We start from the raw sequence: 9,966 nt of genomic DNA, 5'->3' as shown, positions 1-9,966 counted from the left end.
CCGCGCCTGCGCCTTCCTGGTCGGCGGTTACTGGGTGGTGCAGGGCACCTGGCAGCTGGGTTCGCTGATCGCCTTTTCCACCTATCTGGGCATGGCCATCGGGCCGGTGCAAAGCCTGCTCGGCCTTTACGTCGCGTTGCAGCGCATGACCGTCAGCCTTGGCCGGGTCATGGAACTGCGTGGCGAGGAAGCGACCATCGTTTCGCCCGCCGCGCCACGGCCGATGCCGGCGGTGGGCGAGCTGCGCCTGGAGAACCTGCACTACGCCTGGCCGGGCCGCGCGCGGCCGGTCCTGCAGGATGTGCAGGCGCTGATTCCTGCTGGCCTCAAGGTCGCGCTGAGTGGCCCGTCCGGGGTCGGCAAGAGCACCTTGATCGACCTGCTGCAACGCTTCTACGACCCCGACCAGGGGCGCATCCTGCTGGACGGCATCGACCTGCGTGAACTCGACCTGCACGCGCTGCGCCGGCGTGTGGCAGTGGTCAGCCAGGACATCGTGCTGTTCCGTGGCAGCCTCGCCGACAACCTGGCGTACAGCGCGCCCGAATCGAGTCGCGACGCCATCGACAAGGCCGCCCGCGCGGCGCAGCTGGACAGCCTGATCGCCAGCCTGCCGGAGGGCATCGACAGCCCGCTGGGCGAGCGCGGCCAGCAGCTTTCCGGCGGGCAGAAGCAACGCATCGCCATCGCCCGCGCGCTGCTGCAGGACCCGCTGATCCTGGTGCTCGACGAAGCCACTTCGCAGGTGGATGAGAGCACCGAGCGTGAGGTGATCGCGGCCATCGACCAGTTGTTCGCCGGGCGCACGCGTCTGCTGATCAGCCACCGTACCTCGACCCTGGCGGCCGCCGACCTGCATCTGGAATTGCAGGATGGGCAGATGCGGGTGCGTGAGGCGCAGACGGTGCAGCAGCATGAGGCCTGAGTTGCGGGTTGGGGTGGTCGACAGTGGTCATTCAGAGGAACAGGCTGCTTCGGTCATCAGCGGCCAGCGCTTCTGTCTCGCCGATGATGGATTGGACCGACCGCCACTGTCGGTTGATCTCCTGGGCCACGGCAGCGTCGTCTGCGCAGCCATTCTTTCCCAGGTACCGGATGCTCGCCTGTGCGTCGCCCAGGTCTTCGATGAGCGCGGCGTGACCAGTCCGCTGCAGATCGCCGCCGCGTTGCACTGGCTTGGGGAGCAGGGCGTGCGGGTGATCAACCTGAGCCTGGGCGTGCGTCAGGATCGACCGATCCTGCGCGAGGCCGTGGCGGAGCTGATCGAGGCCGGCGTGCTGGTCTGCGCGTCCAGCCCGGCGCGGGGCGAGCCGGTGTTTCCGGCGAGCTATGCGGGGGTGATCCGGGTGACGGGTGATGCCCGCTGTAGCGAAGGCGAATGGTCCTGGCTGGATAGCCCGCAGGCGGATTTCGGTGCGGCGGTGAAGGTGGCAGGGCGTTCCGGGGCAAGCTTGGGGTGTGCGGCTTTCAGTGGGCATCTGGCGGCGTTGCTGGTTGAGCGGCCGGAGTTGTCGAATGTGCAACTTGTTGAGTTGATGCGTGAGCGGGCGGCTTTTCGGGGGATTGAGCGGAAGGTGGGGTTGTGAGTGGAGGTCGAGTCCGCCCCCCTCACCCCACCCCTCTCCCGGAGGGAGAGGGGGCCGTCCTCTGCGGGCGTTCGGTTTTGGAGCTCTCCTTTGGATATCGGCGTGTGCAGATGTCCCCGAGCGCGCCGAACAGTCCCCTCTCCCTCTGGGAGAGGGCTAGGGTGAGGGTAGCCGGGGCATGAGTGGCCTCCCCATCCTGATCCTCGGCGCCGGCCCCGCCGGAGCTGCCGTCGCTCTCGGCCTGCGCCGCCTCGGCCACCCCGTCACCGTCATCAGCGAATGGCGCCGTTTCTCTGCCGTGGAAGGCGTCTCCCAACGCGTACTGGAAGGCCTGCGCAACTCCGGCCTGAAGCACGCGCTGGAATGCGCCACACCGCCGTCGCAACGCCGCGTGCTTTGGAACGGCGTGGAGAGCGCACAGAACATCGAATGCATCCTCGACCGCCCGCGCTTCGATGCTGGGCTGCGCGAGGACCTCAAGCAAGCCGGCGTCGAACTGATCGAAGCCCAGGTGCTGGCGGTGGCGGAAGAAGGCCCCGGCTGGCGAGTGAAGCTCGAAGGCGGGCGGGAAGTGCTGGGTGCTTTTCTGGTCGAGGCCCGCGGCCGCCAGGCGCCGTTGAATCAGAAGGGCAGCAAGGCTCGGCGCGGCCTGGAAACCCTCAGCCTGCTCAATCGCTGGCAGGGTGAGCCCGGCGCGTTGGCAACGGCGGTGGAAAGCCTGCCTGACGGCTGGGCGTGGATGGCGCGGCTGGAGGATGGCCGCTGCTACTGGCAGCTCACCCTGGATGTCGCCAGCAGCCAGTTGCCGCCCCGCGAGCAGTTGCTCGATTACTGCCGCGAGCGCCGCGCCAGTTCGCAGCTGGTCCGACAATTCTTCGCTGATGCCGTCGAGCGCGAACTGGACCTGCACGCCCGCAGCAGCACGGCGATCCTCTGCCTGGAAGCCTGCGGCGATAACTGGATTCGCGTGGGCGATGCGGCGATGGCGGTGGACCCGCTGTCCGGCAATGGCATCTTCCAGTCGCTGTCTTCGGCCTTGCAGGCGCCGCTGGTGATCAACACGCTGTTGCGCGCGCCGGAGCGGGCGGAGTTGGCCAAGCGCTTCCATCAGCAGCGGGTCGAGCAGCTGTTCCTGCGCTTCGCCCGCGTCGGCCGCGACTTCTATGCCAGCGAAACGCAGTGGGCTGAACAGCCGTTCTGGCAGGCCCGTCGCGCCTGGCCGGACGAGCAGCCGAGCCACGTGCCGGCCGACTTCGCCAGCCTGCGCATCGAGCGTGCTCCGGTGCTGAAGGGCGAGTTCGTCGACGAAGCGGAAGTGGTGGTCAGCGCCGACCAGCCGCTGGGCATCTGGCACCTCGATGGTCTGGAGCTGGCGCCCTGGCTGCGACGGCTGCGCGCGGAGCCGGAGGCGCAGGTGCTGGCGGATTTGCCCGTGGAGCAACGGCGTGCGTTCCAGGGTTGGCTGCTCGCGCAGGGCTATCGTCCGCGGTCCTGATTGCGCGCCCCCGTCTTGGCGGATAATGCCGTTGGCGTTATTCGCCCTACGGTCCGCTGGACGTCCGCATGGCGACTCTTCGTAGATTGGCGTGGAGCGAAGCGATACCCATCGATTCACTTTCCGGTCCGCTCGATGGGTATCGCAAGCTCCACCCATCCTACTTTGGCGCTAGCCGGTGACTGGGTGTGGCGGATAACGCCGTAGGCGTTATGCGCCCTACGGGTCTGTCCCAGGGCTATCGGCCACAGCTTTAACCACTTCACGGAAATTCGAGGCCGCGTCGGGCGATGATGTCCGGCTGCCCGATGGAGAATCCCATGGCCTTCCTGCGCTCCGCCTTTGCCCTGTCGCTGATCCTGCTGACGCTCTTCGATACCTCGCTCGCGGCTTCGACGTCGCTGGCCGATGCCGCCAGCGCGGAGCGCTTCCTGCGCGAGATCTACGCCAGCTACACGCCCGACGGCCCCGGCGTGCCCAATGGCAAGCTGAAGGAGACGGACGTCTTCGACGCTTCCTTGCTTGCTCTCATGAAAGCCGACCAGGACGCCGCCGATGGTGAGCTGGGCTACCTGGGTGGCGATCCGCTGTGCGATTGCCAGGACTGGGGCGATATCAAGGTGAAGACGCTGGAGTTCGCCCCGGTGGACGACGAGCGCCTCAAGGCGCGGGTGGTGCTCAAGGATGCACTGACGGGGGAGGATCGCGATCTTGGCCTGCTGCTGCATCGCACGGCTGGCGGCTGGCTCGTCGAGGACTGCTTCAACGAGCAGGGCAGCCTGGCCGAGAATCTGCGGCATAGCACGCGGGAGCTGCTGCAGCTGAAGAAGGGCGCGGGCAAGCCGTGACGCCACATATGGGAGCGGCGGCGTGCGCCGGGTTCGCGAGCAAGCTCGCTCCTACGAAAAGCGACGGTGCATCCTTGTAGGAGCGAGCTTGCTCGCGAACCGCACGAAGACCATTGCAAACTGACAGGGAGCGTAGGAGCGGACTCCGTCCGCGATAGGTCCGCATCGCGCCGGAAACCATCGCGGACGGAGTCCGCTCCTACAAGAGCAAAGGCTTACTTGCGGTCGATCCACACGGTCTGCGGGTTGGTGAACTCGCGCAGGCCGAAGTGCGACAGCTCGCGACCGAAGCCGCTCTTCTTCACGCCGCCGATCGGTACGCGGGGGTCGGAGGCGGAGAAGCCGTTGATGAACACGCCACCGCTGACCAGGCGACGGGCCATGTGCTGGGCCTTGGCCTTGTCGGCGGACCAGATCGCGCCGGAGAGGCCGAACTCGCTGTCGTTGGCCAGCTCCAGGGCATGCTCGGCATCGCGGGCGACGATCAGCGAGGCGACCGGGCCGAAGATTTCCTTCTTGAACGCGGTGTTGCCTGGCTTCACGTCGGCCAGCACGGTCGGCGCGTAGTAGTTGCCTTCGCCGTCGAGCTTGTGGCCGCCCAGCAGCAGGGTGGCGCCGTCGGCGATGGCCTGCTGTACCTGGCCGTCCAGTTCGTCACGCAGGTCGAAGCGGGCCATCGGGCCGACGAAGGTGTCGTCCGCCAGCGGGTCACCGATCTTCAGCGCCTTGACCGCGGCCAGCAGCTTCTCGGTGAAGGCCGGGGCGATTGATTCTTCGAGGATCATGCGCTTGGCGGCGATGCACACCTGGCCGCAGTTGCCGAAGCGGCTGGCGACGGCGGCTTTCACGGCGGCGTCGAGGTCGGCGTCGGCAAGCACGATGAAGGCGTCGGAACCGCCCAGCTCCAGCACGCACTTCTTCAGCGCGGCACCGGCCTGGGAGGCGATGGCGGCGCCGGCGCCGACACTGCCGGTGACGGCGATGGAGGCGATGCGGTCATCGGCGATGGCCTTGGAAACCAGCGGCGGTTCGACGTTCAGCACCTCGAACACGCCTTCCGGCAGGCCGGCCTGCAGCCAGGCGTCGCGCAGCTGATAGGCGCAGCCCATGACGTTCGGCGCGTGCTTGAGCACGTAGGTGTTGCCGCCCAGGATGATGCTCACCGCGCCACGCATGACCTGCCAGGTGGGGAAGTTCCACGGCATCACGGCCAGGACCGGGCCCAGCGGCAGGTAGGAGATGTACGCGCCTTCGATGCTGGTCTTCTCGTCCTCGAGCATGGCCGGGCCGTTGTCGGCGTACCACTCGCAGAGGTTGGCGCACTTGTTGATCTCGCCACGGGCCTGGGTGACCGGCATGCCCATTTCCTGGGCTTCCATGCGGGCCATCGGCTCGACGTTGGCGCGCAGGACTTCGGCCATCTTGCGCAGCACGGCGACACGTTCGGCGATGCTGGTGTCACGCCATTGGCGGAACGCGGCATCGGTGCGGGCCAGCGAGGTTTCCAGCTGGGCGGCGTCTTCGAAGGTGTAGCGGGCCAGTTCCTGGCCGGTGGCGGGGCTGCGGGAGATGGCAGCGGGGATGGCGGCGATCTGGTTCATGGTGAGTCCTGCTTGTTCTGTGGGAGGGCGCAAGGCCGGTCGTTCGTCCGGGCGTGGTAGCTCCGGGATGGCGCAGAAATTAAGATGCGCAACCATTCATGTAAAATGAATAATCAAGAAAGACTCTTTCTCCCGGAGAGAATGATGGACCTCACCCAGCTGGAAATCGTCCGCGCCGTCGCCACCGAGGGCAGCATCACTGCCGCCGCAGCCCGTCTACATCGCGTGCCTTCGAACCTGACCACGCGGATCAAGCAGCTGGAAGCGGAACTGGGCACCGAGCTGTTCATCCGCGAAAAGCTCCGCCTCCGTCTGTCGCCGACCGGCCGCAGCTTCCTCGATTACGTCGAGCGCATCCTCGATCTGGTGGAGGAAGCCCGGCAGGTGGCGGTGGGCGCCGAGCCCCATGGCGGCTTCTCTCTGGGCTCGATGGAAAGCACGGCGGCGGTGCGCATCCCGGAGATGCTGGCGCGCTACCACCAGCATTGCCCGAAGGTGCAGCTGGACCTGTCCACCGGCCCTTCGGGCGAGATGATCGACGGGGTGCTCTCCGGCCGTTTCATCGCTGCCTTCGCCGACGGTCCGGCCAACCACCCGCAGCTGGACGGCAAGCCGGTTTACCGCGAGGAGCTGGTGCTGATGAGCGCCAGGCACCATGCGCCGGTGCATGACGCGCGGGACGTGGCGGGGGAGACGGTGTTCGCCTTCCGCGATACCTGCTCCTACCGCAAGCGCCTGGAAGGCTGGTTTGCCGAGCACCGGGTGGTGCCGGGCAAGATCGTCGAGATGGAGTCCTACCACGGCATGCTCGCCTGCATCGCCGCCGGCGGTGGCGTGGCGATCATCCCGCGGGCGATGTTCGAGAGCCTGGCCGGCGGGCGCAACGTAGCGATCCACCGCCTGGCGCCGCACCACGCCGAGGCGACCACCTGGCTGTTCTGGCGGCGCGGCACCGATACCCCGGCGCTGCGGGCCTTCATCGACCTGCTGGACGCGCCAGCAATAGAGGCCGAAGTGGCCTGATCGAGCCGCGCCGCAAGGGCTGTTTCAACGGCGTTACGTAACAGCCGCGAGACGCCGGAAAAATCTTCTCCGCGGCCTCTTGCGGCGGCTTCGGGCTGCGCTAACGTGTGTTTCTCTGTCCGTCGTGCGAAGGCGGAAAACGCCCTTCGCGGCAGGGCGCTTTTCTTCCCCCGCTGGCCTTCCGCCCGGAGCGCATGATGGACACACGCAGCAAGAGACGCCGCGCCAATTCGTTGCAGATCAGCCTGATGGGCGCGGGGCTGATGCTCCTCGCGCTGGTCCTGGCGATTACCCTGGTCAACCTCTGGCCACAGACCTATCCGCAGTTCCCGCGCCCCGGCGAGGTCGGCGATGCCGGCGTGCAATGCCTGCTCGGCTGGTGTCCGGGGCCGGATGCGCGGCTGCTGGTCATGGTGATGGTCGCCGGGGCGCTGGGCAGCTTCGTGCACGTGGCGAAGTCCTTCGGTGACTTCGTCGGCAACGACCGCTTCATGGCCAGCTGGATCTGGTGGTACCTGCTCAAGCCCTGCATCGGCATGGCGCTGGCGCTGATGGTCTACCTGATCGTGCGCGCTGTGCTGCTGACCCTGAACCCCGCCAGCGATGCGGCCAGCGTCAACCTCTACGGGTTGATGGCGATGGCTGCGCTGGTGGGGATGGCGTCCAAGCAGGGCACCGACAAGTTCGCCGATGTCCTCGACGCGCTGTTCCGCACCCGCCGCTCGCGAGGCGACGCCCGGCGCAAGGACCAGCTGGAAAATCCCGTCGCTGTCATCAGCGAGGCGCAGCCGCCGCTGCTCGATGCCCAGTCGCTGTACGTCACCCTGCGCGGCGTGGGGTTCAGCCGGGGCGCGCGGGTGCAGGTGAACGGTGTGGAGCGCGAGACGTCGCTGGCCGACAGCTCGCGCCTGGCCTTCCACCTGTTGCCCGAGGATGTGGCCGTGGCTGGCAGCCTGGCGGTGGTGGTAGTCAATCCGGCGCCTGGAGGCGGGCCTTCGGCGCCGCTGATGCTGGAGGTGAGCGCACCGCCGGAGCCCGAAGCGGAACCTGAGCCGGCCCTGGCTGGCCGGGTGGCGATGGTGGTGGCGTCGGCCGAAGAGGACTCGGCGGTGGCGTCGCTGCACTGATTCGCCTGTTCTTGCGAGCGAGGGGGGACGCCATCGTCATTGCTCGCGAACCGCTTGATGATCGTGCTGCCGGTGGGTCCGTTCGCGAGCAGGCTCGCTCCTGCCAAAAGCTTGAGATACGCAAACGAAAAAGGCCCCGCAAGGGGCCTTTTTCATGGGCGTCTGACTGAGCGTCAGGCGCTGCTGTTCACCGTCTCGCGCTTCACCGATCTGGTGGCGGGCGCGTGGTGCTCGTCGTGGTCGTGATCGTCGCCGACCACCTGGACCTCGTTGCCTTCGGCGTCGTACAGCTTGCCGTTCTGGAAGTAGTCACCCTCGTTCAGCGCGGCGATGTCGCGGTAGCGCAGGGTGCGCTCCTCGGCGGCAACGAACACCGACTGCTGGTTGGAGTTGCCGGTCTTGAGGTGGTTGAACAGCAGGTTGAGACCGATGGCCATGATCGCCGCCGAGCTGATGCCGGAGTGGAAGATGGTGGCGAACCAGCTCGGGAAGTGCTCGTAGAAGCTCGGCGCGGCGATCGGGATCATGCCGAAGCCGATGGAGGTGGCGACGATGATCAGGTTCATGTTGTTGCGGTAGTCCACCTTGGACAGGGTGCGGATACCGCTGGCCGCCACGGTGCCGAACAGCACCACGCCGGCACCGCCGAGCACGGAGGAGGGCACTGCGGCGATCACCCGGCCCATCACCGGCAGCAGGCCGAGGGTCACCAGGATCAGGCCGCCGGTGGCTACCACGTAGCGGCTCTTCACGCCGGTCACGGCCACCAGGCCGACGTTCTGGGCGAAGGCGCTCTGGGTGAAGGAGCCGAAGATCGGCGCCAGGATGCTCGACGCCATGTCGGCGCGCAGGCCGTTGCCCAGACGCTTGGAGTCGACCTTGGTGCCGATGATCTCGCCGACGGCGAGGATGTCCGCCGAGGTTTCTACCAGGGTCACCATGATCACGATCAGCATCGACAGGATCGCGGCGACGTGGAAGGTCGGCATGCCGAAGTGGAAGATCGCCGGGAAGGCCACCATCGGGCCTTCGGCCACGCGGGAGAAGTCGGTCATGCCCAAGGCGGCGGCGATGATCGTGCCGATCACCATGGCCAGCAGGATCGACAGGCGCGAGATGGAGGCGCTGCCCAGCTTGCTCAGCAGCAGGACGATGACCAGGGTCAGGGCGGCCAGGCCGATGTTGGCCATGCTGCCGAAGTCCGGCGCCTTGGGGTTGCCGCCCATGGCCCAGCGCGCCGCCACCGGCATCAGCGTGAGGCCGATGGTGGTGATGACGATGCCGGTGACCAGGGGCGGGAAGAACTTGGTGATGCGCGAGAAGATCGGGGTGATCAGGAAGCCGATGAACGAGGCCGCCATCACCGCGCCGAGCACGGCGTTCAGGCCGCCGCCCTCATAGCCGCCGCCGAGGATGGCGATCATGGTGGCGACACCGGCGAAGGATACGCCCTGCACCAGCGGCATCTGCGAGCCGAAGAAAGGAATACCGAGGGTCTGCAGCAGGGTGGCGAGGCCGCCGGCGAACAGCGAAGCGGCGATCAGCAGGCCGATCTCGCTGCCGGAGAGCCCGGCCGCCTGGCCGAGGATCAGGGGCACGGCGACGATACCGCCGTACATCGTCAGAACGTGTTGCAGGCCGTACGCCAGGTTGGCGCCGATTCCGAGGTTCTCGTCTTCCGGTCGTGCGCCGGCGGACGCTACAGCTGAACGATCATTCATGGCTGAGGACTCGCTTGTTTTTGTTGTGGGGCCACTGTAGACAAAGTTCGTGGTGAATATCCACTGTTTTGTATACATGTTTGTGTCCGATGGTCCGGAATCTGACCGTGCGGTTATGTCTTTTTCTTCTTGAGATAGCTCTGCAATCGGCGTTCTGCATGAAATCCTGACTCGCAATGCCTTGCACGAAATGTGTGCATGTTTGAATCCAAAAGCACCAGTTGGCTGCATGCAAAGCTCCGAAAGGTTCTTGCCTGCCCGCTGTACACAGGCCTTCGCAAATTGCGCGCCAGCGTTGCGGGTTGGTCGTCGTTCTCCCCGCCGCGAGCTGCTCCTGCTATAACCGTCCGCCTTGGTTTCACTGGATTTGCGAAAAGATGGCTCTTCCGCCGCTGCACAGCTTCAGGGTGTTCGAAAGCGTGGCCCGCCTGGGTAGCCTGGCGGCGGCCGCCGTCGAGCTGCACGTCACCACCGGCGCGGTCAGCCAGCAGGTCAAGACGCTGCAGGCCAGCCTGGGCGTGGAACTGTTCGAGAAGCGCGGCCGCCAGCTGGTGCTGACCGCCAG

The 9,966-nt window shown here is 66.6% G+C and carries 9 protein-coding genes; 7 read left to right on the top strand and 2 right to left on the bottom strand.

Annotated elements, in window-relative coordinates:
* The 4 genes from QO207_RS30685 to QO207_RS30670 form a co-directional block, all read left to right on the top strand.
* Window positions 1-925, top strand: a 925-nt coding sequence (locus QO207_RS30685; protein ID WP_301536019.1) for an ABC transporter ATP-binding protein, incomplete at its 5' end; no start/stop codon positions are given.
* On the top strand, window positions 915-1,586 hold the full coding sequence (locus tag QO207_RS30680; RefSeq protein ID WP_301536018.1) for a S8 family serine peptidase: 672 nt from the start codon (window positions 915-917) through the stop codon (window positions 1,584-1,586). The genes QO207_RS30685 and QO207_RS30680, both read left to right, overlap by 11 nt.
* A gap of 178 nt (window positions 1,587-1,764) precedes the next feature.
* Window positions 1,765-3,081: an NAD(P)/FAD-dependent oxidoreductase gene (locus QO207_RS30675; RefSeq protein ID WP_301536017.1), complete on the top strand. Its 1,317-nt coding sequence runs from the start codon at window positions 1,765-1,767 to the stop codon at window positions 3,079-3,081.
* Between the two features lie 320 nt (window positions 3,082-3,401).
* Complete coding sequence (locus tag QO207_RS30670) at window positions 3,402-3,929, top strand: DUF3828 domain-containing protein (protein WP_301536016.1); 528 nt, start codon at window positions 3,402-3,404, stop codon at window positions 3,927-3,929.
* Window positions 3,930-4,144: 215 nt separating this feature from the next.
* Here QO207_RS30670 and QO207_RS30665 read toward each other — a convergent pair whose 3' ends face one another.
* Window positions 4,145-5,530 carry an NAD-dependent succinate-semialdehyde dehydrogenase gene (locus QO207_RS30665; RefSeq protein ID WP_253454100.1) on the bottom strand — a complete coding sequence of 462 codons (1,386 nt, stop codon included), beginning with the start codon at window positions 5,528-5,530 and terminating at the stop codon, window positions 4,145-4,147.
* A gap of 144 nt (window positions 5,531-5,674) precedes the next feature.
* Between QO207_RS30665 and QO207_RS30660 the strand changes: the two genes are divergently transcribed.
* Window positions 5,675-6,553, top strand: coding sequence for a LysR family transcriptional regulator (locus QO207_RS30660; protein ID WP_301536015.1), 879 nt, complete (start codon window positions 5,675-5,677; stop codon window positions 6,551-6,553).
* A gap of 197 nt (window positions 6,554-6,750) precedes the next feature.
* The gene (locus tag QO207_RS30655; RefSeq protein ID WP_301536014.1) at window positions 6,751-7,680 is read left to right on the top strand and encodes a hypothetical protein; all 930 of its coding nucleotides are present in this window, start codon (window positions 6,751-6,753) and stop codon (window positions 7,678-7,680) included.
* 173 nt (window positions 7,681-7,853) lie between these two features.
* Here QO207_RS30655 and QO207_RS30650 read toward each other — a convergent pair whose 3' ends face one another.
* Window positions 7,854-9,401 carry a nucleobase:cation symporter-2 family protein gene (locus QO207_RS30650; protein ID WP_301536013.1) on the bottom strand — a complete coding sequence of 516 codons (1,548 nt, stop codon included), beginning with the start codon at window positions 9,399-9,401 and terminating at the stop codon, window positions 7,854-7,856.
* A gap of 377 nt (window positions 9,402-9,778) precedes the next feature.
* On the opposite strand from QO207_RS30650, the gene QO207_RS30645 reads away from it, so the two are divergent.
* Window positions 9,779-9,966, top strand: a 188-nt coding sequence (locus QO207_RS30645) for a LysR family transcriptional regulator (RefSeq protein WP_301536012.1), incomplete at its 3' end; no start/stop codon positions are given.

The organism is Pseudomonas sp. CAN1, from assembly GCF_030462585.1.
Classification (GTDB): domain Bacteria; phylum Pseudomonadota; class Gammaproteobacteria; order Pseudomonadales; family Pseudomonadaceae; genus Pseudomonas.
Note: the sequence above shows the minus strand (reverse complement) of the source record. Positions and strands in the feature narration are given on the sequence as shown.

What these genes read in the sequence shown, in the direction of transcription:
- QO207_RS30680 (WP_301536018.1), top strand. Translation starts at nt 915, where the DNA reads ATGAGGCCTGAGTTGCGGGTTGGGGTGGTCGACAGTGGTCATTCAGAG.
- QO207_RS30675 (WP_301536017.1), top strand. Translation starts at nt 1,765, where the DNA reads ATGAGTGGCCTCCCCATCCTGATCCTCGGCGCCGGCCCCGCCGGAGCT.
- QO207_RS30670 (WP_301536016.1), top strand. Translation starts at nt 3,402, where the DNA reads ATGGCCTTCCTGCGCTCCGCCTTTGCCCTGTCGCTGATCCTGCTGACG.
- QO207_RS30665 (WP_253454100.1), bottom strand. Translation starts at nt 5,530, where the DNA reads ATGAACCAGATCGCCGCCATCCCCGCTGCCATCTCCCGCAGCCCCGCC.
- QO207_RS30660 (WP_301536015.1), top strand. Translation starts at nt 5,675, where the DNA reads ATGGACCTCACCCAGCTGGAAATCGTCCGCGCCGTCGCCACCGAGGGC.
- QO207_RS30655 (WP_301536014.1), top strand. Translation starts at nt 6,751, where the DNA reads ATGGACACACGCAGCAAGAGACGCCGCGCCAATTCGTTGCAGATCAGC.
- QO207_RS30650 (WP_301536013.1), bottom strand. Translation starts at nt 9,401, where the DNA reads ATGAATGATCGTTCAGCTGTAGCGTCCGCCGGCGCACGACCGGAAGAC.